The organism is Streptomyces sp. A2-16 (assembly GCF_018128905.1).
In the GTDB taxonomy this organism is placed as follows: domain Bacteria; phylum Actinomycetota; class Actinomycetes; order Streptomycetales; family Streptomycetaceae; genus Streptomyces.
In genome coordinates this window covers 1,212,424-1,234,223 of record NZ_CP063808.1, presented here as the reverse complement: position 1 = coordinate 1,234,223, position 21,800 = coordinate 1,212,424, and the positions used below count along the sequence as shown (strand labels likewise).

General features: G+C 71.1%; 20 protein-coding genes. 8 read left to right on the top strand and 12 right to left on the bottom strand.

Going from position 1 to position 21,800, the window contains the following annotated elements:
• Nucleotides 1–42: 42 nt before the first annotated feature.
• The 4 genes from IOD14_RS05795 to IOD14_RS05780 form a co-directional block, all read right to left on the bottom strand.
• Complete coding sequence (locus IOD14_RS05795; protein ID WP_212669801.1) at nucleotides 43–1,506, bottom strand: ABC transporter permease; 1,464 nt, start codon at nucleotides 1,504–1,506, stop codon at nucleotides 43–45.
• A gap of 147 nt (nucleotides 1,507–1,653) precedes the next feature.
• A complete protein-coding gene (locus IOD14_RS05790; protein WP_212669800.1) occupies nucleotides 1,654–2,607 on the bottom strand; it encodes a DUF3710 domain-containing protein in 954 nt (317 codons plus the stop codon).
• 745 nt (nucleotides 2,608–3,352) lie between these two features.
• Complete coding sequence (locus tag IOD14_RS05785; RefSeq protein ID WP_123991338.1) at nucleotides 3,353–4,618, bottom strand: Ig-like domain-containing protein; 1,266 nt, start codon at nucleotides 4,616–4,618, stop codon at nucleotides 3,353–3,355.
• Between the two features lie 206 nt (nucleotides 4,619–4,824).
• On the bottom strand, nucleotides 4,825–5,169 hold the full coding sequence (locus IOD14_RS05780) for a hypothetical protein (RefSeq protein WP_174269218.1): 345 nt from the start codon (nucleotides 5,167–5,169) through the stop codon (nucleotides 4,825–4,827).
• 130 nt (nucleotides 5,170–5,299) lie between these two features.
• Here IOD14_RS05780 and IOD14_RS05775 point away from each other — a divergent pair, with 130 nt between their 5' ends.
• A complete protein-coding gene (locus tag IOD14_RS05775) occupies nucleotides 5,300–5,581 on the top strand; it encodes an LPXTG cell wall anchor domain-containing protein (protein ID WP_212673216.1) in 282 nt (93 codons plus the stop codon).
• A 42-nt stretch (nucleotides 5,582–5,623) separates the two neighbouring features.
• Entirely contained in the window at nucleotides 5,624–6,379 is a 756-nt protein-coding gene (locus IOD14_RS05770; protein WP_249125845.1) for a hypothetical protein, read from the top strand.
• A gap of 44 nt (nucleotides 6,380–6,423) precedes the next feature.
• Here IOD14_RS05770 and hutH read toward each other — a convergent pair whose 3' ends face one another.
• The 3 genes from hutH to IOD14_RS05755 all read right to left on the bottom strand — a co-directional run bounded on the left by hutH (nucleotide 6,424) and on the right by IOD14_RS05755 (nucleotide 10,419).
• Nucleotides 6,424–7,962: a histidine ammonia-lyase gene (gene hutH / locus IOD14_RS05765; RefSeq protein ID WP_212673214.1), complete on the bottom strand. Its 1,539-nt coding sequence runs from the start codon at nucleotides 7,960–7,962 to the stop codon at nucleotides 6,424–6,426.
• Between the two features lie 82 nt (nucleotides 7,963–8,044).
• Nucleotides 8,045–9,193, bottom strand: a complete 1,149-nt coding sequence (locus IOD14_RS05760) for a GGDEF domain-containing protein (protein WP_123991337.1) — start codon at nucleotides 9,191–9,193, stop codon at nucleotides 8,045–8,047.
• Between the two features lie 425 nt (nucleotides 9,194–9,618).
• A complete protein-coding gene (locus IOD14_RS05755) occupies nucleotides 9,619–10,419 on the bottom strand; it encodes an enoyl-CoA hydratase-related protein (protein ID WP_212669799.1) in 801 nt (266 codons plus the stop codon).
• 201 nt (nucleotides 10,420–10,620) lie between these two features.
• Between IOD14_RS05755 and IOD14_RS05750 the strand changes: the two genes are divergently transcribed.
• Nucleotides 10,621–11,289, top strand: a complete 669-nt coding sequence (locus tag IOD14_RS05750; RefSeq protein WP_212669798.1) for a hypothetical protein — start codon at nucleotides 10,621–10,623, stop codon at nucleotides 11,287–11,289.
• Here the strand turns inward: IOD14_RS05750 and IOD14_RS05745 are convergent.
• Both IOD14_RS05745 and IOD14_RS05740 read right to left on the bottom strand, forming a co-directional pair.
• Nucleotides 11,286–12,380: an adenylate/guanylate cyclase domain-containing protein gene (locus IOD14_RS05745; protein ID WP_212669797.1), complete on the bottom strand. Its 1,095-nt coding sequence runs from the start codon at nucleotides 12,378–12,380 to the stop codon at nucleotides 11,286–11,288. The two genes, IOD14_RS05750 and IOD14_RS05745, sit on opposite strands and share 4 nt — an antisense overlap.
• A gap of 175 nt (nucleotides 12,381–12,555) precedes the next feature.
• Entirely contained in the window at nucleotides 12,556–13,419 is an 864-nt protein-coding gene (locus tag IOD14_RS05740; RefSeq protein ID WP_123991334.1) for a biotin--[acetyl-CoA-carboxylase] ligase, read from the bottom strand.
• 111 nt (nucleotides 13,420–13,530) lie between these two features.
• On the opposite strand from IOD14_RS05740, the gene IOD14_RS05735 reads away from it, so the two are divergent.
• Together IOD14_RS05735 and IOD14_RS05730 are read left to right on the top strand one after the other, a co-directional pair.
• On the top strand, nucleotides 13,531–15,126 hold the full coding sequence (locus IOD14_RS05735) for an acyl-CoA carboxylase subunit beta (RefSeq protein ID WP_123991333.1): 1,596 nt from the start codon (nucleotides 13,531–13,533) through the stop codon (nucleotides 15,124–15,126).
• Nucleotides 15,127–15,143: 17 nt separating this feature from the next.
• Nucleotides 15,144–15,353 (top strand): acyl-CoA carboxylase subunit epsilon, encoded by a 210-nt coding sequence (locus IOD14_RS05730; protein ID WP_212669796.1) that lies wholly within the window; start codon nucleotides 15,144–15,146, stop codon nucleotides 15,351–15,353.
• Here the strand turns inward: IOD14_RS05730 and IOD14_RS05725 are convergent.
• On the bottom strand, nucleotides 15,350–16,462 hold the full coding sequence (locus tag IOD14_RS05725) for an SGNH/GDSL hydrolase family protein (protein ID WP_212669795.1): 1,113 nt from the start codon (nucleotides 16,460–16,462) through the stop codon (nucleotides 15,350–15,352). The two genes, IOD14_RS05730 and IOD14_RS05725, sit on opposite strands and share 4 nt — an antisense overlap.
• 114 nt (nucleotides 16,463–16,576) lie before the next feature.
• Between IOD14_RS05725 and IOD14_RS44720 the strand changes: the two genes are divergently transcribed.
• Both IOD14_RS44720 and IOD14_RS05720 read left to right on the top strand, forming a co-directional pair.
• On the top strand, nucleotides 16,577–16,705 hold the full coding sequence (locus IOD14_RS44720; protein WP_086724589.1) for a hypothetical protein: 129 nt from the start codon (nucleotides 16,577–16,579) through the stop codon (nucleotides 16,703–16,705).
• A 19-nt stretch (nucleotides 16,706–16,724) separates the two neighbouring features.
• Nucleotides 16,725–17,345 carry a nucleoside triphosphate pyrophosphatase gene (locus IOD14_RS05720; protein WP_212669794.1) on the top strand — a complete coding sequence of 207 codons (621 nt, stop codon included), beginning with the start codon at nucleotides 16,725–16,727 and terminating at the stop codon, nucleotides 17,343–17,345.
• Between the two features lie 131 nt (nucleotides 17,346–17,476).
• Here the strand turns inward: IOD14_RS05720 and IOD14_RS05715 are convergent, their stop codons facing one another.
• A complete protein-coding gene (locus tag IOD14_RS05715) occupies nucleotides 17,477–17,998 on the bottom strand; it encodes a hypothetical protein (protein WP_249125844.1) in 522 nt (173 codons plus the stop codon).
• Between the two features lie 364 nt (nucleotides 17,999–18,362).
• Between IOD14_RS05715 and IOD14_RS05710 the strand changes: the two genes are divergently transcribed.
• Entirely contained in the window at nucleotides 18,363–20,135 is a 1,773-nt protein-coding gene (locus tag IOD14_RS05710; protein WP_212669793.1) for a biotin carboxylase N-terminal domain-containing protein, read from the top strand.
• Between the two features lie 665 nt (nucleotides 20,136–20,800).
• Here the strand turns inward: IOD14_RS05710 and IOD14_RS05705 are convergent.
• Nucleotides 20,801–21,760 (bottom strand): DeoR/GlpR family DNA-binding transcription regulator, encoded by a 960-nt coding sequence (locus IOD14_RS05705; protein ID WP_123991327.1) that lies wholly within the window; start codon nucleotides 21,758–21,760, stop codon nucleotides 20,801–20,803.
• Between the last annotated feature and the right edge of the window lie 40 nt (nucleotides 21,761–21,800).

The window sequence follows — 21,800 nt, the reverse complement described above, 5'->3', positions numbered from 1 at the left end:
GCGCCGGGGCTGCGGTCCTTTCCGCCGCCCCGGCCGACCCTGCTACTCGACCCGGCGCAACGCGTCCGCCGGCCGCAAGCGGGACGCCCGCCAGCCGCCGAAGGCCCCGGCGATGAGACCGCCGGCCACCGCCAGGCCCACCGCGATCGCGACCGTCGTAAGGCTGACCGGCGCGGTCAGGGCGACGTCCATGGTCTTGGCGGCCGCCCGTCGGCCGAACCCCCCGAAGCCACCGGGACCCTCCGCCCCGCCTCCACCACCACCGCCGCCCAACTGGGCCTGCAGCGTGGGGCTGATGGCCGTCACGGCGTACGCCCCCGCCAGGCCCAGCGCGATGCCCAGCGCGCCACCCAGCAGGCCGTTGACCATGGCCTCGCCGACGACCTGGCGGGTCACCCGCCCCGACTTCCACCCCAGCGCCTTGAGCGTGCCGAACTCCCGCACCCGGCGCGACACCGCGGACGAGGTCAGCAGCCCGGCGACGAGGAAGGCGGCGATCAGGACGGCGATGGACAGCCACTTGCCGACGTTGGACGCCAGGGAGGAGGCCGTGGACAGCGACCCGGACACCGTGTTCGCGAGATCCGCCGAGGTCGTCACCGTCGTACCCGAGATGTTCTTCTGGATCGACGACTTGACGGAGTCGATCCTCTGCGAGTCGGTCGCCTTGACGTAGATCGTGGTGACCTTGTTCTTCGAGTCGCTGAGGGTCTGCGCCTGGGTGAGCGGGATGTAGACGTTGGCGGCCGCGTCCCCGCTGTCCGCGGTGGCGATGCCGATCACCGTGAACTTGACGCTCTTGATGGTGAGGGTGGAACCGACCTTGAGCTTCTTCTCCTTGGCGTACGCGGAGTCGAGCACGGCGACCTTGGCGTCGGTCTCGGTCGTCTTGAACGTACGGCCGCTGGTGAGCTTGGAGGAGGTCAGCGGGCCGAGGGCGGGCTTGGTGACGTCGGTGCCGTAGACGGAGTAGTTGTTGACGTCGAAGTCGGCGCCGCCGCCCCGCACTTCACCCTGCGGCTGCCCGGTGCCGCCGCCCTCCCGGCGGAAGCCGCCGCCTTCGCCGCCCCCGTTGCCGTTCTGCTGGAACTCGCCTCGGGTGAACTGGCCGTTGATCTTGATGACCTGCAGGCTCAGCCCGCCGACCGCGTCGGAGACACCGCTCTGCTGGTCGACCTTGGTGACGGTGGAGGTGGACAGGGTCTGGAAGCCCTGCACCATCACGCGGTCGCTGCTCTGTTCCGCGTCGGAGCCGTTGGCCTGCGCGTCGAACCGGAAGCGCGGCCGGTCGGACGAACCGGCCTGCGGCTGGGCCGCCTTGGTGACGGTCATGTCGGTGCCCAGCCCGTACAGCGACTGGAGCACCTTGTCCTGGGCCTTGCCCATGCCGGACGACACGGAACTGACCACGATGACCAGCGCGATCCCGAGCGCGAGCCCGGAGGCGACGACGAGGGCCGCCTTTCTGCGGCGGCGCAGTTCGCGCCTCAGGTAGGTGAAGAACATGGCCGCAAGCTAGGTACGACGCGTGATGACTCCATAAGCCACGTATAAGAGCTGCATGAGAAGGCTGTCCGGAAGCCAGGAATCCCCCCGGACGAACCTGTCAGGACCGGCCACCGCGCCCTGACGGCGAGGGCCGTCCTCTCCGTGTCATTCCCCGGCCGGCCAGCGGATCTGCACGGCCGTGATCTCCTGGGCGGGCCCCGTGGAGTCCTCGGCCGCCGACAGGTCGACCACCGTCTGGGTGAAGAGGTGGTGGACTCGTGGGTCGACCCACTCCGCCGGCGCCGACGGCCATGCGCAGGTACAGCGCAGCAGCCATCCCGGCCCGTCGCACGCGAAGATCCGCGTCGGCTGGAGGATCCGCTGTCCGTCGCGTACGACGGGCACCTGGGCGCGGACCTCGAAGCCGAGGCTTCCGACGGCTTCCTCCGCGCTGCCGCCCTGGTCTCGGACACCCTGGGCGACCTTCGGGCGGACCGTGTCCCAGAGCGGGCCCGTCGGAGCCCGGAACACCTGGAGGCCGAGAGCCTGGTCGCCGAGGGACACGACCACTCCGACGATGCGGTCACCGGCGGTCAGCGGATGCAGCACGGCTCCCTCCAGCCGCGGCACGCGCAGCACGCCGCGGTCGAGGCGTGCCATGTCGGTCGCCGGTTCGGCCGCGTCCCAGGGACCGCACTCGCCGTCCCGCACCCGGGGCCGGGTCACCTCGCCCGACTCCATGATCTCGGTCCACAAGGACTCCGCCTCGTCGAGGAGGGTGTCGAGGGCGTCGGATGGCGTACCTGGAAGGTTCAGATAGGCCAGGATCAGGGCCGGCAATTCGTCCCAACGGAACTCGCCGTACCGCTGTGCGAGGGCGATGCCGTCGAGCCCATCGCGCAGAGTCGCGGACAGCACCCTCGCGCCGGGCCGGGCGGAAGTCTCCGCGAGCATGGGTTCCTCGGCGTCGACGAGCAGGGCGGCCGCGATGATCAGCGCCCCCGGCGTCACCCGGTCCCAGACCCCGAACTCCGCCTTTTCGAGACTGTGTGCGGACAGAGTCCCGTCCCGCGCGTACTGCTCGACGAACTCTTGAGCAGCCGCCCTGGCGCCGCTCACGAGAAGCCCTCTGACGCCGTCACAGTGCCGGCCCACCTCCAACGCGAACGACTTCCGCCCAGGAGACTTGAGCAAGCCCCCGCAGTGTTTGTGGCAGTTCTCGTGCCAGCGACACCAGTTGGCCCTCCTCGGCCACGACGATGCATCCGCCCCAAGGATGATGGTCAAGAGGAACCACACACGCGCATTCCGCACCCGCGCATCCCGCAAGGTACTGCCAGGTGGCCGACTGATGCGCAGACTCCACCGGGACGTTTCCCTCGGCTTCCACTGCCAGCAGAGCCCGCCCCACTATGCCCATCGACAACGCACACCAGTTGCGCGGCGATTTCCCGGGCGGAACGTGAAGTCATGGATTTCCGCCGACCCGGGATGCACGGCCGACCACTCCGACAGCACCTTCAGGCCGCGCGGTGTCTTCATAACGCTGTCGGCGACAATCTCGCGCACCATCGCCGGGTACCGCTCCATGAAGCCGCTCGGCGCACGCGAAGAGGAACTGGTCGCGTACCACGTCCCCTGCGCAAACCATTCGAAGTGGCCCCATGCTGCACTGAGCTCAGCGACCAGGACCGCCTCATCGTCCGGATGCGCCGCCAGCCACAGTGCACCGAACCCGACATCAGGCGCACTGCTCGGGCCCGCCGGCAAAGCACACAATTCAGCTGTACCCCCAGGAGGAACCACAAAAGGCGGCCACCTCCGAGGAGGTGGCCGCCTTTCCGTGTCAGCCGGTCCGCGTCCCTCAGACCGCCGAGCCCGCCTTCCAGTCCGCCCAGCTCAGGTTCCAGCCGTTGAGGCCGTTGTCCGGGGCCACCGTCTTGTCGCCGGTGTTCTTGACGACCACGACGTCGCCGACGATCGAGTGGGTGTACATCCAGTAGCCCGCGGTGCCGGTGTCGTTGGCGCCCTTGGTGTCGGAGAGGCCCACGCAGCCGTGGCTGGTGTTCACGGAGCCGAAGATGGACTTGGCGCCCCAGTAGTTGCCGTGCATGAAGGTGCCGGAGTTGGTGAGCCGGATGGCGTGGGGCACGTCCTTGATGTCGTACTCGCCCTTGCCGTCGTCGTCGGTGAAGCCCACGGTCGCGCCGTTCATGCGCGTCTCCTTGAACTTCTCGGACATCACCATGACGCCTTCGTACGTCTTGTTGTCGGGCGACCCCGCGGAGATCGGGATCGTCTTGATCGTCTGGCCGTTCTGCGTGACCTTCATCTGCTTGGTCTTGGCGTCGACGTACGAGACCTGGTTGCGGCCGATCTTGAAGGTGACCGTCTTCTGCTGGACGCCGTAGACACCGTTGGCGCCCTCCACCCCGTCGAGCGCGAGCTTCAGCGTGACGGTGGAGTTCTCCTTCCAGTAGTCCTCGGGGCGGAAGTCGATGCGGTTGGCGTTGAACCAGTGACCGACGACCTCCTGACCGCTGCTGGAGGAGACGGTGATGCCCTTCTGGACGGCCGCCTTGTTGGTGATCGCCTTGTCGAAGTTGATCGACACCGGCATGCCCACGCCGACTGTCGAGCCGTTCTCCGGCGTGAAGTTGCCTATGAAGCTGTTGGCCGGGGAGACCGTCGTGAAGGAGGCGTTCTCGTGGGCGGCGAGCCCGTCGGAGTCCTTGGCCTCGGCGGCGACCTTGTAGGTCGTCGAGCGCTCCAGCTGGGTGTCGGGCTTCCAGCTGGTCTTGTCGGCGGACAACTCGCCGGGGACCTTCGTGCCGTCCGCGGTCGTCATCGTCACGTCGGTGAGCGTGCCCTTGCTCACGGTGACGGCGGCGGAGTTGTTGATGGAGGCGTTGTCCGTGCCGTCCTTGGGCGTGATCTTGATCTCGGCCTGGGAGCTCTTCTTGGCCGCCGCCTCGTCGGCCTTGGCCTGCGAGGTGTCGTTGCCGCCGCTGCCCGACGAGGAGTCGTCGCCACCGGAACAGGCCGAGAGCACCAGCACCCCGCCGAGCAGAGCGGACGCGACCGTCAGGCCCCTGCGCCGCTTACTGACCGTCATCACACGCTTCTCCATCGTTGCCGAATCCCAGAAACCCCGAGAGTCCCCGTCAATAAAAACTAAACGCTACGACCGGTTCGTCCCGTTCCACCTTCTCGGAAGGTGTGGGGCACACCACGTCCGCCGTGGCGGAAGGTGCGTCTGTCGGTCCGTGCGACCCCTGAGACGACGAAACCCCGGACGGCGGTTGCCGCCCGGGGTCACGAATTTCCCGAGCACGCTCAGCCGACGACCTCTTCTTCTTCGTCCTCCTCGACATCATCCCCGTCGAGATCCCAGTCCGGCGAATCCGGGTCGTAGTCGATCTGTTCGCTGCTCCAGGAGGCCTGGGCCAGTTCGACCCCCGGCACCTCCCCCACCAGGTCGAACGGGTCCACGAGATAGGCGAGCGCCTCCGCAGTGTCTTCCGTCACAGCGCCCTCGGCGTGGGCCCGCTCCTCGTCCGGCATGTCCGGATCCTCCGCGATCCGTGCCAGCGCGGCCCGGGTCACGGCCTCCTGGTCGTCGACCTCGACGACGAGTTCCACCCGAAGCCGTACAAAACGTGATGTCTCTTCAGTGCTCATGCCCGGAGCGTAAAGCCCATGGCTCCCGTGACTTTCCCGTGACCCGCGCCTTTCACTAACATCGCCCCACACGGCCAATTCGCCAGCACCACAAGGGGATCGATATTCCGTGTCATCCGTTCGCCGTCCGTTGCTGACCGCCACCGCCGCGGGGACCCTTCTGGGCGCCCTGTGGTTCGTCCCGTCCGCCAACGCGACTCAGGACCAGCCGGTCAGAACAGAGCCGTCCGTGCAGGCCACGGCGCAGGCGCGGGTCACGACCACGAGCACGCAGACGTCCACGGACAGCGTCCGCCTCGCCGACACCGGCAGCTTCGACACCACGCCGTACGTCGTCGGCGGCACCCTCTTCCTCACGCTGGGTGCCGGCTTCGTCGTCTACTCGGTACGGCGGGAACGGCTGGGCTTTTAAACGCGCTTGACGCGCTCTTGACGCAAGCTTCATAGTCCGCGCATGAAGAGATCATGGACGGCGCGCACCGGTGTCACGGCGACCATGGGCGTGCTGTCGCTCGCGCTCGTCACGGGCTGCGGCGGCTCGGACGGCGACTCGAAGGCGGCCGCCGGCCCCCGGCAGTCGGAGGCGCCCGCCTCGCCGGCCACGACCGCCGCGAAGGCGCTCGGCTCGGCCGAGCTGGAGAAGCTGCTGCTCGTCCAGAGCGATCTGCCCAGGGACAAGGTCGCCGACGGCGACGCCACCCTGCCGAAGTCCCGGAGCGAGCTGAAGACGGACAAGGCCGCGTGCGCCCCGCTCGCCTACGCCCTGACCGGCCTGCCCCCGGGCGACACGGACGCGGGCGCGAGCAACACCGTCACGTCGGAGGAGCGCACGGGAGACGCCTTCGACGTCACGATGACCAGTGTGGGCCTCTCCTCGTACGGGGGCGACGGCGCCGCACAGGCCCTCAAGGCCGTCTCCGAGGGGATCGCCGCCTGCTCCGGCGGGTTCGGCATCACGGCCCAGGGCGAGGAGTTGAAGATCACCAAGGTCGCCGCGGGCAAGGCCTCCGGCAAGGGTGACGAGTCGGTGGCCTTCGTCGTGGACGCCGACATGGACGGCGAGGGCACGGGCGCGTTCACCGTCGAGGTGGTGCGCGTCGGCTCACTCGTCTCCACGTACTACTCGGTCGACTTCGCCTCGATCGAGAGCGGCAGGACGTCCGCCGTCCCGCTCGCGGTGATCGACGCCCAGGTAGGCAAGCTCGCGTAGTGCTCCGGGCCCCGCCGCCGCCGTACGGCGGGGCCCGTCGCGCTCTACCGCAGCGGCCCGGTGACGGCCTCCACCGCCGACACCAGCCGCCCCTCCCGCACGAACACGTCGGCCGCCGCGAGGTCCGGCGCCAGGAACCGGTCGGGACCGGGACCCTCGACTCCCGCCTTGCGTACGGCGGTGATGGCGGCCTGGGTCGCCGGCGCCGGGCTCAGACCCTCACGCAGCTCGACGGCGCGCGAGGCGGCGTAGAGCTCGACGGCGAGGACCCGGGTGAGGTTGTCGACGGCGGTGCGCAGCTTGCGCGCGGCCGACCAGCCCATCGAGACGTGGTCCTCCTGCATCGCGGACGAGGGGATCGAGTCCGCGGACGCGGGCACGGCCAGCCGCTTCAGCTCACTGACCAGCGCGGCCTGGGTGTACTGGGCGATCATCAACCCCGAGTCCACGCCGGCGTCGTCGGCGAGGAACGGGGGCAGCCCGTGGGAGCGGTTCTTGTCGAGCAGCCGGTCCGTGCGCCGCTCGGCGATCGACGCGAGGTCGGCGACGGCGATGGCGAGGAAGTCAAGAACATAGGCGACCGGCGCGCCATGGAAGTTGCCGTTGGACTCGACCCGACCGTCGGGCAGCACCACAGGGTTGTCGACCGCGGAGGCCAACTCCCGCTCCGCCACCAGCCGCGCGTGGGCCATGGTGTCCCGCCCGGCGCCGGCGACCTGCGGTGCGCAGCGCACGGAGTAGGCGTCCTGGACCCGGGGCGCGTCGTCCTGGTGGTGCCCGGTGAGCTCCGAACCCTCCAGCACGGCCAGCATGTTGGCCGCGGAGTCCCCCTGCCCCGGATGCGGCCGGATGGCGTGCAGCTCGGGAGCGAGCACCCTGTCGGTACCGAGCAGCGCCTCCAGGCTCAACGCGGCGGTGATGTCGGCGGACTTGTAGAGCATGTCCAGGTCGGCGAGCGCCATGACCAGCATGCCGAGCATGCCGTCGGTGCCGTTGAGAAGGGCGAGCCCCTCCTTCTCCTTCAGCTCGACGGGTGCGATCCCGTGCTCGGCGAGCAACTCACCGGCGGGCCGCACCACCCCGTCGGACCCCTCGGCGTCCCCTTCTCCCATCAGGGTGAGGGCGCAGTGCGACAGCGGCGCGAGATCACCGGAGCAGCCGAGAGAGCCGTACTCGTGCACGACCGGCGTGATCCCGGCGTTGAGCACGTCGGCCATGGTCTGCGCGACCTCTGGCCGCACTCCCGTGTGTCCCGAGCAGACGGTCTTGAGCCGCAGGAACATCAGCGCCCGTACGACCTCCCGCTCCACCCGCGGCCCCATTCCCGCGGCGTGCGAGCGGACGATGTTCCGCTGCAACTGGGCCCGCAGCTCCTGGCTGATGTGCCGGGTCGCGAGGGCGCCGAAGCCGGTGCTGACGCCGTAGACGGGCTCGGGCTTGGCCGCGAGGGCGTCCACGATCCCGCGGGCCGCGGCGAGGGCGGCGACCGCCTCCTCGGAGAGCTCGACGCGGGCACCCTCCCGCGCCACGGCAAGGACGTCGGACGCGGTGACCCCGGACGTCCCCACCACCACAGTGTGCATATCCATATTCAGGAGCGTACGCACTGAATTCCTGGATGTCACTAGTGGGTCGGGGTTACGCCCCTTACAAGCGGCGCCCCCCTCAGGGCTGCCGCCCCCGGAACTTCCGCCGCTCCGGCGTCTGCCCGGAAGAAGCGGCATCGGCCAGCCGTACGACGGGATCGTCGGCCCCTCCCCGGCCCGCGACGACGGGCCGGTCGGCACGCTCGGCCTTGGCCCGGTACTGCGCGGCGTCGGCCAGCCGGAAGAGCCGCCTGGCGGACCGCACGGGGCCGATGGAATCCCCGGTCGAGGCGACCCCGCAGGCCACCCCCTCCCCCAGCTCCAACTCACCGGCCCGCCGGCACAGTTCATCGGCCGCCTTGACCACCTCGTCGGCGGGCGGCCCGACGGCGAGCAGACAGAACTCGTCCCCTCCGAGCCGCGCCGCCAGGGCTCCCGGCAGCATGGCCCCGCACAGCGACAGCACCGACCCGAAACGTTCCAGCAGACGGTCGCCCACCGCGTGCCCCTGGGTGTCGTTGACCCGCTTGAGCCCGTTGAGATCGCACACGACGAGACTGACGACGACCCCGTCCCTCTTGTGCCGGTCGACGGCCTCGTCGAGCCGCACGTCGACGGCACGGCGATTGGCGAGCCCGGTCAGCGCGTCCGTGAACGCCAGCCGTCTCGCCTCCTCCAGCCGCTCCGCCTGCGCGATACCGGCGGCGACCACGGCGGCCAGCACGGTGGCGAAGTCGGCGTCCTCCCGCCCGAAGACGGGGGCCCCGGTGGGGCGGGCGACATACAGCTCGCCCCAGGCCCGCCCGTTCAGCACGATGGGGGCCACGACACAGCTCCCCCGCCCCCTCCTGCGCAGGGCGGCGACCCGCTGATGCACATATCCCGGCCGCCCTCCGGCCGCCGGCCCCTCCGCCGTCTCCACCCACGCGTTCGGCTCCCCGCCCCCGGCCCACCGCTCGTGCAGAAACTCGGTGATCTCCGGGAACTGATGCACCGGATATGCCTCACCGTCGGGAAACTCCTCCTCCCCGGCGGCCCGCTCCCCCACGTTCACCAGCACCCTGAGCCGCCCGAGCTCCCGCTCCCACACGGACAACGCGGCGAAACTCCCCCCGAGCGCACGGCACGCCCCGGCGGCAGCGGCCCGCCACGCCTCCCGCGAGCCGTGCGCCGCCGCCATCCCCTGCGCCAACGCGACAACCGCCGCCAGCCGCATGTCCTCACCCATCACCCCAGGCTAGGGAGGATTCGGGCGGGGGCCGGTTGTGGTTGGGCCGTTAGAGGGCCGGTGCGGTTGTCGGGCGACTGCCGGCCGGTGGGGGCTGGTCGCGCAGTTCCCCGCGCCCCTAAGGAGCTTCAGTCGCCGACGGTGCGAAGGGGACGGGGTGGGGGGTGTCCGCCCGCAGCGGCCGGCGTCCGTTACCGAGCACTGCTCAAGTGACCGAGCCGCCGGACCGAGGACGGATACCCCCCACCCCGGCCCCGACCCCCAACGCACCCGCACGCGCTACAACAGCCCCCACCGAACCGAAGCAGGCCGCCGCAGGCATCCAGGGGCGCGAGACTGCGTCGATGTGCGGTTCCGCCGCGTGGGCGCAAAACGCCCGCCCCCACCAACCCGCACCCGGCACCGCCCCGCCACCCCAGCCACCGTCACTCCCCAGGCCACCGAGGCACCCGCCGCTCATTGAACGCCGCCACCCCCTCCGCCCGATCCCCGGAGAACGCCACCGAACGCCACGCCGCGTCCTCCACCTCCAGTCCCGCCCGCAGATCCAACCCCTGCCCCAGCCGCAACGCCCGCTTCGCCGCCCGCAACCCCACAGGCGAGTTCGCTGCGATCCGCCCCGCCAGCTCCAGCGCCTCGGACCGGTCCTCCCCGGCCTCCACCAGCTGATCCACGAGCCCCAGCCGATGCGCCTCCTCCGCCTCCAGCCTCCGCGCCGTGAAGATGAGCTCCGCCGCCCGCGCCGCCCCCACCCGCCGAGGCAGCAGCTGCGTCCCCCCGCCCCCGGGAATCACCCCCACCGACACCTCCGGCAACCCCACCACCGCCGTACGGTCGGCCACGATCAGGTCGCACGACAGCGCCAGCTCGAACCCCCCGCCCAACGCGAACCCGTGCACCGCGGCGATCGTCGGCACAGGCAGCTCCAGCACCCCCGTGTACGCCCCCCGGGCCACCGGCCGCTGCCGCAGCAGCTCCGCGTCGCTGAAGGAGTTCCGCTCCTTCAGGTCGGCCCCCACGCAGAAGGCCCGTTCATGGGTGGAGGTCACCACGACCACCCGTACCCCCTGATCACCCGCCAGCGCGGCACAGGCGGCGGCGACGGACCGTGCCATCTCGGTGGAGACCGCGTTCATCGCCTTGGGCCGGTCGAGCACGAGCTCGGCGACACCGTCCTCCCCGTGCCGCCGTACCAGCACGAACTCCCCGAACCGCTCCTCGGCCATGACACCCTCCCGGTTAACGCGGGTTAACAAGAACGCTCCGATCATCGCAGCCCCACCCCCCGCCGTGAAAGGTTCCCGCCGACCCACCCGACACCCCGTTCGAGTGACATCCCGCCCAACTCCTCCCCGACCGCCCACGGCAGCGCATAACGTGCGCCCGGCCACGGCGCACAGGGGGCGCGGGCATCCAGGGGAGGAAGCATGACGGCGACGACGATGACGACAGGACCGACGGCGGACGGCGGCACCCGCCTGTTCGGACCGCGCGGCCGCCACCGCAAGCCCCGCCCCCGCAAGGTCCTGCTCGCCGCGGGCGGTCTCGCCCTGGCCGCGGGCGCCCTGAGCCTCGTACGGCTGACCCCCGACGCCGGACTGGGCGGCTACGGCGCGACGGAGCCGGACCCCCAGGCCGCCCCGGGCACGGACACCGACATCGACCTCGTCCCGGGGACAGGCGCAGGCCCCGGCACGGAGCGGGCGACGAACACCTCCGCCACCGTGGGCGCCGTCCCGCTGGTGAGCCCGTCGTCGACGACAGCGATGGGCGGCATCTCCGCGACCCCCACCCCGGGCGCCGCCCCGGCGGCCCCGGCGGCGTCCGCGACCGCAGCGACCGCCGCGACCGTCGTCCCACTGCCCCGCGGGGCGGCCCCCACGACGATCCCGGAGGCACCGAACACCCCGGCTCCGGCTCCCACGGCGACCGCGCGGCCCCACTCACCGGCGACGAGCGCCGCCCCAGCGCCGGGCCGGACCGCACCCCCACCGGCCCCCGCACCGGCGCCCACGGCTCAGCCCACCCACGCGCCGCAGCCCGCCCCGGGCCTGTGCGTGCCGATCATCGGCCTGTGCGTGCAGCAGCGCGGCTAGGAGGGACCCACGTCCCGGCGGGTCAGCAGCCAGGGCTCGACGACGCCGAGTCCACGCACCGGCCGCTGCCACATCGGCTGGAGCGCGAAGCGGTACGTCGGCGGCTCCTCGCCCTCCTTCTCGGCGGCGGCCGCGGCCTCGGCCGCCTCGGCCTCGGAGGCGGGCGCGTCGCCGTGGCGGATCAGCTCCTCGGCGAAGGCGGTGTCGACGAGCACGGCGTCCCGGGGAGCTATCGAGGTCAGCCGGGAGGCGAGGTTCACCGTCGTACCGAAGACATCGCCCATCCGAGTGGTCACCGTGCCGAAGGCGATGCCGACGCGCAGCTCGGGCATGGTCTCGTCGTTCGCCATGGTCTCGATCAGGCGCAGGGCGATCTCGGCGGCCACCGCGGCGTCGTCGGCCGCGTACAGCACCTCGTCGCCGAGGGTCTTGATGAGCCGCCCGCCCCGGGCCGCCACGAGATCCGCGGCGGTGGTCTCGAAGGCCTCGACGAGCTCGCCGAGTTCCTCCTCCTCCATCCGGCGGGTCAGCCGCGTGAACCCGACGAGGTCGGCGAAGCCGACGCACAGCCGCCGGTCGACCATCTCCTCGTCGTCGGCGGCCTGCACGACCCGCCCCGCCGAGGCGGAGAGCTGGCGGCGCCAGACGTAGACGAGGAACTCCTCCAGTTCCGGCAGGAGCAGCTCGATGATCGGGTACGTCACCTCGGTGCGGGTCATGCCCGGCTCCGGGGGGTCGGTCAGGCCCTCCAGGAAGGAGTCGATCTGCCACTCGGCCAGCCGGGCGGTGGTCTGCCCGGTGGACCGCGCCACCTGTACGGCCATGGCCTCGCTCAGCAGCCCCGCCTCGACGAGACCGGCGAGCCGGCGCAGCGCGAGGACGTCCGCCTCGGTGAACGCCTTGGCCTGGCCGACGTCGGCGAAGCCCATCGCCCGCCAGAAGCGGGTCGCGAGCTCCATGGAGACGCCGGCGGTGCGGGCCGCCTGAAAGGGGGTGTAGCGCCGCTCGGCGCCGAGGATGAGCTGCTCGAGACGCACGGCGAGCGGGTGCGGGGTCGCGTCCGCGCCGGAGCCCGTGTCGTCTGCGGTCACGCCTGCTGCCCTTCCGATCTGTCACGGTCAGGTATCGACCGGCCTCAACTGTACGGCAGGTGTGCCGCAGCTCACGTCCTCACTCCGTTAAGTGGAGGAGGGAGACCCTGGCACGCCGACGCCCTCGGTCGACTGCGGGCCGTCCGTGGCTGGTCGCGCCCCTGAGGATCTCAGCTCACGCCGGTCGCAAGTGGACGATGTCTCCGGCGCCCACCGGCTCCTGCACGCCCTCCTTCGTCGCGATCACCAAGCGGCCGTCGCCGTCCACCGCCACCGCCTCTCCCTCCAACGCACGATCACCCGGCAGCTCCGCCCGTACCGTCCTTCCCAGCGTCGCGCACCCCGCCGCATACGTCTCCTGCAAGCCGCTCACGGTCGGATCGCCCGCCGCCGCCCGCCACCGCTCGTACCACTCCTCCAGGGAGCGCAGGACGGCCCGCAGCAGGGGGTCCCGGTCCGTGCTCACCGCTCCGGCCAGCGCCAGCGATCCGGCGCCGGGGACCGGCAGCTCGTCCTCCCGGAGCGTGACGTTGATGCCGACGCCGACGACGACGCCGTCCTCGCCCGCCCGTTCCGCGAGGATCCCGCCGGCCTTGCGTTCCTCGCCGCCCACGGTCACCAGGAGGTCGTTGGGCCACTTCAGGGCCGTGTCGACGCCCGCCGCCCGCGACAGGCCCGTCGCCACGGCCACGCCTGTCAGCAGCGGCAGCCAGCCCCAGCGGGCGACCGGGACGTCGGCCGGGGTCAGCAGGACGGAGAAGAACAGGCCCGACCGCGGCGGAGCGGTCCAGTGGCGGTCCAGGCGGCCACGACCGGCGGTCTGTTCCTCGGCGACGAGGACCGCGCCCTCGGCCGCCTTGCCCGCGTTGGCGCGGGCGACCAGGTCGGAGTTGGTGGAGCCGGTGCCGGCCACCACCTCGATCCCGGACCAGAGCCCGCCCTCCCGCACCAGCCCGCGGCGCAGCGCGGCGGCGTTGAGGGGCGGCCGGTCGAGATCCGACCAACGGCTGTCGTCTCCTGAAACATCTCGCGGCGTCATGCAAGCCACCCTAGGTGTGTGAAACGCCGCACTGCTGATTCGTAGGGGCACCACTACTCTACGGATGAGTAACCGTCCCCCCTTTTGAGCAGGCAGGGAGCCGCGAGACCGATGTCCGAGCCGGAAGAGATCGACATCCACACCACCGCGGGCAAGCTCGCGGATCTCGAGCGCCGCGTCCAGGAGGCGACGCACGCCGGCTCCGCACGTGCCGTCGAGAAGCAGCACGCCAAGGGCAAGCTGACGGCCCGTGAGCGCATCGAGCTGCTCCTCGACGAGGGCTCTTTCGTGGAGTTGGACGAGTTCGCCCGTCACCGCTCCACCAACTTCGGGCTGGAGAAGAACCGGCCGTACGGCGACGGTGTCGTCACCGGGTACGGCACCGTCGACGGCCGCCCGGTCGCCGTGTTCTCCCAGGACTTCACCGTCTTCGGCGGCGCGCTGGGCGAGGTCTACGGGCAGAAGATCGTCAAGGTGATGGACTTCGCGCTGAAGACGGGCTGTCCGGTCATCGGCATCAACGACTCCGGCGGCGCCCGGATCCAGGAGGGTGTGGCCTCCCTCGGCGCCTACGGCGAGATCTTCCGCCGCAACACCCACGCGAGCGGTGTCATCCCGCAGATCAGCCTGGTCGTCGGGCCCTGCGCCGGCGGAGCCGTGTACTCCCCGGCGATCACCGACTTCACGGTGATGGTCGACCAGACCTCGCACATGTTCATCACCGGCCCGGACGTCATCAAGACGGTCACCGGCGAGGACGTCGGCTTCGAGGAGCTGGGCGGCGCCCGTACCCACAACGCGGTGTCCGGCGTGGCGCACCACATGGCCGGGGACGAGAAGGACGCCGTCGAGTACGTCAAGCAGCTGCTGTCGTACCTGCCGTCCAACAACCTCTCCGAGGCTCCGGTCTACCCGGAGGAGGCGGACCTCTCGGTCACCGACGAGGACCGCGAGCTGGACACCCTCGTCCCGGACAGCGCGAACCAGCCGTACGACATGCACACGGTGATCGAGCACATCCTGGACGACGCCGAGTTCTTCGAGACGCAGCCGCTGTACGCGCCGAACATCCTGACCGGCTACGGCCGCGTCGAGGGTCATCCGGTCGGCATCGTCGCCAACCAGCCGATGCAGTTCGCCGGCTGTCTCGACATCACCGCGTCGGAGAAGGCGGCCCGTTTCGTCCGCACCTGCGACGCCTTCAACATCCCGGTGATCACCTTCGTGGACGTGCCGGGCTTCCTGCCGGGCGTCGACCAGGAGCACGACGGCATCATCCGTCGCGGCGCCAAGCTGATCTACGCCTACGCCGAGGCCACGGTCCCCCTGATCACGGTGATCACCCGCAAGGCTTTCGGCGGTGCCTACGACGTCATGGGCTCCAAGCACCTCGGCGCGGACCTCAACCTCGCCTGGCCCACCGCCCAGATCGCCGTCATGGGCGCCCAGGGCGCGGTCAACATCCTGCACCGCCGCACGATCGCGGAGGCCGAGGCGAACGGGGAGGATCTGGAGGCGGTGCGCGCCCGGCTGATCCAGGAGTACGAGGACGCCCTCCTCAACCCCTACATCGCGGCCGAGCGCGGCTACATCGACTCCGTGATCATGCCGTCGGACACCCGCCGCCATGTGGTCCGGGGCCTGCGCCAGCTCCGCACCAAGCGCGAGTCCCTGCCTCCGAAGAAGCACGGCAACATCCCCCTCTAGCCCTGCCGGGAGCCGTCATGAACATCAAGGTCGTACGGGGAAACCCCACCCCGGAGGAGCTCGCCGCCGCCCTGGCGGTGGTCCGGGCGCGCGCCGCGGCGGCATCGGACACGCCGTCGGGCGCGGAGGAGCCGAAGGACGCGTGGTCCGACCCGTCCCGCATCACGGGGCGCCGCCTGCCCCGGCCGGGGCCGACGGCCTGGTCCCGCACCTACTGGCCGTCCTAGAGGACGGCCGACAGGGCTTCGGCCATCACCTCGTATCCGGGATCGTTCGGATGCAGGTGATCGCCGAAGTCGTACGAGGGACGCAGCCGGTCCGGGTCCGCCGGATCGGCCAGCTCCCGTGCGAGGTCCACCACCGCGTCGAACTCTCCCGAGCGGCGTATCCACTCGTTGACCTCGTGCGCGACCTTCGCCGCGTGCTCACCCCAGTGGTCGGAGCCCCCGAACGGCACCAGGGTGCACCCGATGACCCGCAGCCCCCGGCCCTGCCGTAGCAACTCCCGGTATCCGGCGACGAGTTCGTCCGCCTCGACGACCGGGGCCGGCTTGTACGTCGGCTCCGTGCCGGTCTCGCTGAACCCGATGTCGTTGACCCCCAGCAGCACGACGGCCGTGTCCACCCCGGTGAGCCCGAGCACATCGCGCCGGAACCGCCCGACCCCCTTCTCGCCGTACCACGCGGAGTCGTTGAGGAGCAGGTTCCCGCCGATCCCGGCGTTCAGGACGGGCCGTCCGGTGCGCCTGGCCAGTGCGTCCGACCACCGCCGGTCGGCCCCCACCGTGGACCCGAACCCGTCCGTGAGGGAGTCACCGAACAGCGCGACACCGTCCGTGCGCCCGGAGTCGGTCTCCACGACGGCCAGGAAGTACCAGGACTCGCTCACCGCGTCGAATCCCTCCCCGCCGACATCGCCGAGCAGGTCCCCCTCGCCCCGGTAGCCGGTGGTGAAGGCCTGCGCGTGGAAGGTGGCGGGTCCGGTCGCCGCGTCGAAGTACAGCGTGACGGTCACCGACTCCCCGGCGGCCACGGGGAGTTCGGCGGGTTCGCTCACCGCCTCCCCCCTCGCGGGTATCCCGTCCGCGAAGACGAGTGGACGCAGTGAGCCCGGTTCGACGCCTGCCCCGGCGGTCGTGCGGCCGACGGTCGCGCCCGCGATACGGACCGGTGAGGCGCCGTAGGCGTTCGAGAGCCGGACCCGCACCCGCCCTCCGCCCGCCGACAGCCGGACGACCTGGCGCACGGACTGCCGCCAGAAGCCCTCCCGGGACCAGTTGGGGGTGAAGCCCTCGCTGGGGAGCTGGGGCGAGGCGGACCAAGCGGTGGTGAACACGACACGTACCCCTCACATCGACACTCAACGACCTAATGGAACCACAGTACCGTTTAGAGAAGTTGAGTACGCGTACTCAGGCGCCCCCCGCGAAAGCGCCGCACCCTGGAAACCATGCTGTGGTCCGACCCCGAGAACGAACCGCCGAAGGAACTGCGCGACATGCAGGACATGCTTCGGCGACTGAGCGTCTTCCTGGCCCTGGCCATGGTGCTCGCGATGATCGTGATCGGGCTGCGCTGACCGGCACTACGCTGACCGCATGACCGATCAGCCGCGCCGCCGACTCGTCCTCGCCTCCCAGTCCCCCGCCCGGCTGGCCCTGCTGCGGCAGGCCGGACTGACCCCCGAAGTGCTCGTGAGCGGGGTCGACGAGGACGCCGTCTCCGCCCCCACGCCCGCCGAACTGGCGCTCGCCCTCGCCGAGGCGAAGGCCTCCGTCGTCTCCGCGAAGCCCGAGGTCAAGGGCGCGCTGGTGATCGGCTGCGACTCCGTGCTCGACCTGGACGGCCAGGCGCTCGGCAAGCCGGCCGACGCCGAGGAGGCGACGGCCCGCTGGAAGGCCATGCGCGGACGCGCGGGCACCCTGCAGACCGGCCACTGCGTCTACGACACGACGAGCGGCCGGTACGTCTCCGCGGTCGCCTCCACCGTCGTCCGCTTCGGCGAGCCGACCGACGCCGAGATCGCCGCGTACGTCGCCTCCGGGGAACCCCTCTACGTCGCGGGGGCGTTCACCCTGGACGGCCGTTCGGCCCCGTTCATCGAGGGCATCGACGGCGACCACGGCAATGTGATCGGCCTCAGCCTGCCGCTACTGCGCCGCCTGCTGGCCCAACTGGGAGTCGGCATCACGGAGTTGTGGGCCCAGACGGAGGAGTGAGCGGGCAGGCGCCGGCCTCTTGGGGGCGCGGCGGCTCCCCGACGCCCTCGACCACCACGCTCACCACGCCGAGGCGACCGACCCCAACCCAGCCCCGCCGACCTGCCCGCCGACCACCCCGGGCAACTGCGTCACGGAGTCGTGGGCGTGGGCGGAGGTGTGAGCGGGGAGGTGGCGGGCTCCTGGGTGTCCTGCGGCTCCTCGGCGCTCTCGGGGCTGTCCGGTCCCTTCGTGTCCTGCGGGTCCGTCGCGGCCGGGCCCCGGCGTCCGTCGTAGGTCACCAGCACGAGCACGATCAGCCCCAGCATCACGACCATGAAGAGGAACTGGGGCCGGCCGATCAGCGCCCAGGCCACCGCGGCCAGCAGGCCGTGCACCACGGCTGCGCTGACCAGCAGGACCCGGCCGAGCCCGGCGGGCTGCCGGTCGCGCACCGCCACCAGCACGGCCACCAGCGCGCACAGCGCGAAGTAGAGGCCGAAGACGACCCCGCCGATCTTCGAGGACATCGACATCGCGTCCGGATCCAGTCCGGCCAGCGACATGTTCTGCGCGTCGACGAGATTGCCCATGAGCCAGTTCAGCATCGCCACGCCGAGCGCCTCGGCCAACAGGACGACCGCCACGACCCACGCCACCGGCCTGCGTATCACCGGTCCCCACCCACTTTCGAGCCGTGCTCTGGTTACCCGAAGTACGTTCAATACAGCGCGAACGCTACTAACGGGTAAACCGCGGGACAAGGGTTCGGCCGAGGGCAAAGAATCATTGGGCCATTCGTAGGGACTCCACAAAGAAACGGAGTGGTCCGCAGCACGCTCTCACAGAGACCTTGGCCACAGAGGAGGACTAGGGTTTCCGGGAGGAGTCCTGCGTACCGAGGTGCGACAAGGGATTTCGCCGGTCGTGCAAGCCCCGCATCACGCTCCGTGTGGGGAAGCTCACCACAGGGGATGGGTCGAAGAGCCGTGTCGGCAGTCCCTAAACTCGGCTTGTTTCAAGGAGGGAGCCTCAATCGTGCGCAAGGTGCTCATCGCCAACCGTGGCGAAATCGCTGTCCGCGTTGCCCGGGCCTGCCGGGATGCCGGTATCGCGAGCGTGGCCGTGTACGCCGACCCGGACCGGGACGCTCTGCATGTCCGCGCCGCGGATGAGGCGTTCGCCCTGGGCGGTGACACCCCGGCCACCAGCTACCTGGACATCGAGAAGGTCCTGGGCGCCGCGCGTGAGTCGGGCGCGGACGCCATCCACCCCGGCTACGGCTTCCTGTCCGAGAACGCCGACTTCGCGCAGGCGGTCCTGGACGCGGGTCTGATCTGGATCGGCCCGCCGCCGCAGGCCATCCGCGACCTCGGTGACAAGGTCGCCGCCCGGCACATCGCGCAGCGCGCCGGCGCCCCCCTCGTGGCCGGCACCCCCGACCCGGTCTCCGGTGCCGACGAGGTCGTGGCCTTCGCCCGGGAGCACGGACTGCCGATCGCCATCAAGGCCGCCTTCGGCGGTGGCGGGCGCGGTCTGAAGGTCGCCCGCACCCTCGAAGAGGTCCCCGAGCTCTACGACTCCGCGGTGCGTGAGGCGGTGGCCGCCTTCGGCCGCGGCGAGTGCTTCGTCGAGCGCTACCTCGACCGCCCCCGGCACGTGGAGACCCAGTGCCTGGCCGACAAGCACGGCAACGTGGTCGTCGTCTCCACCCGTGACTGCTCGCTGCAGCGCCGCCACCAGAAGCTGGTCGAGGAGGCCCCCGCGCCCTTCCTCTCCGACGAGCAGGTCGCCGAGCTGTACCGCGCGTCCAAGGCCATCCTCAAGGAGGCCTCCTACGAGGGCGCCGGTACCTGCGAGTTCCTCGTCGGCCAGGACGGCACCATCTCCTTCCTCGAGGTCAACACCCGCCTCCAGGTGGAGCACCCGGTCACCGAGGAGGTCGCCGGCATCGACCTGGTGCGCGAGATGTTCCGTATCGCCGACGGCGAGGAACTGGGCTACGGCGATCCCGAGCTGCGCGGCCACTCCTTCGAGTTCCGTATCAACGGCGAGGACCCGGGCCGCGGCTTCCTGCCCGCCCCCGGCACGGTCACCCGCTTCGACGCGCCCTCCGGTCCCGGTGTCCGCCTGGACGCGGGCGTGGAGTCCGGCAGCGTGATCGGCCCCGCCTGGGACTCCCTGCTGGCCAAGCTGATCGTCACCGGCGCCACCCGCGAGCAGGCCCTGCAGCGTGCCGCCCGCGCCCTGGAGGAGTTCCAGGTCGAGGGCATGGCCACCGCCATCCCGTTCCACCGCAAGGTGGTCACCGACCCGGCGTTCGCCCCCGAACTGACCGGCTCCGCCGACCCGTTCACGGTCCACACCCGCTGGATCGAGACCGAGTTCGTCAACGAGATCAAGCCCTTCGCGGCTCCGGCCGACACCGAGGCCGAGGACGACGCGGACCGCGAGACGATCGTCGTCGAGGTCGGCGGCAAGCGCCTGGAGGTCTCCCTCCCCTCCTCCCTGGGCATGTCCCTGGCCCGTACCGGCCTCGCGGCGGGTGCCAAGCCCAAGCGCCGGGCGGCCAAGAAGTCCGGCCCGGTGGCCTCCGGCGACACCCTCGCCTCCCCGATGCAGGGCACGATCGTCAAGATCGCCGTCGAGGAGGGCCAGGAGGTCAAGGAGGGCGACCTCATCGTCGTACTCGAAGCGATGAAGATGGAGCAGCCCCTCAACGCGCACAAGACCGGCACCGTCAAGGGCCTGTCCGCGGAGGTCGGGGCGTCGATCACCTCGGGCGCGGCGATCTGCGAGATCAAGGACTGACCGCACCTCGTACGCCCTGTGCCGCTACGGCATCCCGAGGCGCCCCGCGGACCGGAGCAGTCGGTCCGCGGGGCGCCTCGCTTCCCCGTCCCCCGAGACGGTGGCCTTACGCGGTGCGCACCCGGCTACGGCTTCCCTCCGCCACGTGAAGCGTCCGGCTCGGATCGCCGGGGTTGGACGGAGGGCGGGTTGAGCGGGCATCCCGCCCACGCCGAACGTCGGGGACTCAAGGGCACCTCTGCCCGCACCCGGACACCGATCCCGATCCCGCGAGGCACGGCGGCCCCACGACCATCGGAAATCGCACGACAACCCCACGCCAACGAACCGCCCCGGCTCCCGGAGCCCAAGCGCCCCCACCGGCGCCCCGCCCCACGACAGCCGAACCGCACCGCAGCCCAGCCCCTCAACCGGTTCCGAGGCTCCACGGGCCCAGCACCTTCGACCGAACCCGCTCCACGACCGCCGAGCCGCACGGCACCCCCGGCCGTCAACCCGGCCCGCCCGGAACAGCCCCGCACTTTCCGAGCAACCGGCATCGAGCAACCGGTCTCAAGCAGCCGGTCCCGAGCGGCCGCACCCTCGAAGCGGTGCGCCGCTTCCCCCCGCCCGGCCGGCCCGTTTCCTCAGGCCGCCGAGGACAACCGCCCCCTCACCCAGCGGGCTCAGCGGCGACGAAGGTCTGCCACTCGTGCCCGCTCCGCCCCCGGAGTCGGGTCGCCGAGGACCGTGGCGGTGCGGAGGGTGGGGCCGGACGGGACCTGGCCGCGGCGGGGTCCCGGCAGGGGCACGTCCCGGCGCTGTTGCTGCCGCGCCGGGACCTGATCACCCCCCGGCGCTCCCGACGCGCCGGCCACGGCGATCTGCACCCCCTGGTCGGCGAGCGCCTGGAGTTCTGTGGCGGCCCGGTCGTCGTGGGCCGGCGGCTCGTCCGTCACGAGGCGGGTGATCACGTCGGTCGGCACGGTCTGGAACATCGTGTCGGTGCCGAGCTTGGTGTGGTCGGCGAGGACCACCACCTCCGCGGCGGCCTGCACCAGCGCCCGGTCCACGGACGCGGACAGCATGTTGGACGTGGACAGCCCGCGCTCGGCGGTGAGCCCGCTTCCGGAGAGGAAGGCCCGCGAGACCCGGAGCCCCTGGAGCGACTGTTCCGCCCCCGAACCCACCAGGGCGTAGTTGGAACCGCGCAGGGTGCCGCCGGTCATGACGACTTCCACCCGGTTGGCATGGGCGAGCGCCTGGGCCACCAGCAGGGAATTGGTCACGACGGTCAGTCCCGGAACCCGGGCGAGCCGGCGGGCCAGCTCCTGGGTGGTGGTACCCGCCCCCACCACAATGGCCTCGCCTTCTTCGACGAGACCCGCGGCGAGATCGGCGATGGCCGTCTTCTCGGCGGTCGCGAGATGCGATTTCTGCGGAAAGCCGGACTCCCGCGTGAACCCGCCCGGCAATACCGCACCGCCATGTCGGCGGTCGAGGAGTCCTTCTGCCTCCAGTGCGCGCACGTCCCGCCGTACGGTCACTTCGGAGGTCTGGACGACGCGGGCGAGCTCACGGAGCGATACAGCCCCGTTGGCTCGCACCATTTCGAGGATCAATTGGCGACGTTCTGCAGCGAACACGAAACTGACAGTAACGCCAACGACCGTCTGCTTTCAGCTG

Excerpts from the sequence above, each read along its gene's own strand:
- IOD14_RS05755 (WP_212669799.1), bottom strand. The coding sequence starts at position 10,419 with ATGGCCGAGGAGCGGTTCGGGGAGTTCGTGCTGGTACGGCGGCACGGG.
- IOD14_RS05795 (WP_212669801.1), bottom strand. The coding sequence starts at position 1,506 with ATGTTCTTCACCTACCTGAGGCGCGAACTGCGCCGCCGCAGAAAGGCG.
- IOD14_RS05750 (WP_212669798.1), top strand. The coding sequence starts at position 10,621 with ATGACGGCGACGACGATGACGACAGGACCGACGGCGGACGGCGGCACC.
- IOD14_RS05770 (WP_249125845.1), top strand. The coding sequence starts at position 5,624 with ATGAAGAGATCATGGACGGCGCGCACCGGTGTCACGGCGACCATGGGC.
- IOD14_RS05740 (WP_123991334.1), bottom strand. The coding sequence starts at position 13,419 with ATGACGCCGCGAGATGTTTCAGGAGACGACAGCCGTTGGTCGGATCTC.
- IOD14_RS05735 (WP_123991333.1), top strand. The coding sequence starts at position 13,531 with ATGTCCGAGCCGGAAGAGATCGACATCCACACCACCGCGGGCAAGCTC.
- IOD14_RS05780 (WP_174269218.1), bottom strand. The coding sequence starts at position 5,169 with ATGAGCACTGAAGAGACATCACGTTTTGTACGGCTTCGGGTGGAACTC.
- IOD14_RS05785 (WP_123991338.1), bottom strand. The coding sequence starts at position 4,618 with ATGGAGAAGCGTGTGATGACGGTCAGTAAGCGGCGCAGGGGCCTGACG.
- IOD14_RS05760 (WP_123991337.1), bottom strand. The coding sequence starts at position 9,193 with ATGGGTGAGGACATGCGGCTGGCGGCGGTTGTCGCGTTGGCGCAGGGG.
- IOD14_RS44720 (WP_086724589.1), top strand. The coding sequence starts at position 16,577 with ATGCTGTGGTCCGACCCCGAGAACGAACCGCCGAAGGAACTGCGCGAC.
- IOD14_RS05720 (WP_212669794.1), top strand. The coding sequence starts at position 16,725 with ATGACCGATCAGCCGCGCCGCCGACTCGTCCTCGCCTCCCAGTCCCCC.
- hutH (WP_212673214.1), bottom strand. The coding sequence starts at position 7,962 with ATGCACACTGTGGTGGTGGGGACGTCCGGGGTCACCGCGTCCGACGTC.
- IOD14_RS05730 (WP_212669796.1), top strand. The coding sequence starts at position 15,144 with ATGAACATCAAGGTCGTACGGGGAAACCCCACCCCGGAGGAGCTCGCC.